This is a genomic window from Flavobacterium erigeronis (assembly GCF_054075165.1).
This window is the reverse complement of sequence record NZ_JBSKGP010000042.1, coordinates 1-252: the sequence shown is the minus strand read 5'-3', so window position 1 is coordinate 252 and position 252 is coordinate 1. Positions and strand designations below refer to the sequence as shown.

The window sequence follows — 252 nt, the reverse complement described above, 5'->3', positions numbered from 1 at the left end:
CAGTTTAACGGATTATTGTTTTCGCAAATTTTATACTCAACTTTATAATCTGAAGCTGGCGTATTTGGCGCAACAGTTATTGTATAATCTGAATTTAACGTAAGTCCTGTCGGAAGTGTTCCTATAATTTCAAATTTAACTTCTCCTGCTCCTGTTCCAACTTTAATTGGGTTTCCATTTAATTTATCATTTCCAATTAATGAAATAGTTGTTCCTCCGATATTTCCGTTTATTGATGCAATCACATCATCA

General features: G+C 32.5%; 1 protein-coding gene. It reads right to left on the bottom strand.

Annotated elements, in window-relative coordinates:
* Positions 1-252: hypothetical protein (locus ACWA1F_RS23995; RefSeq protein WP_456897557.1), on the bottom strand; the 252-nt coding region annotated here is incomplete at both ends.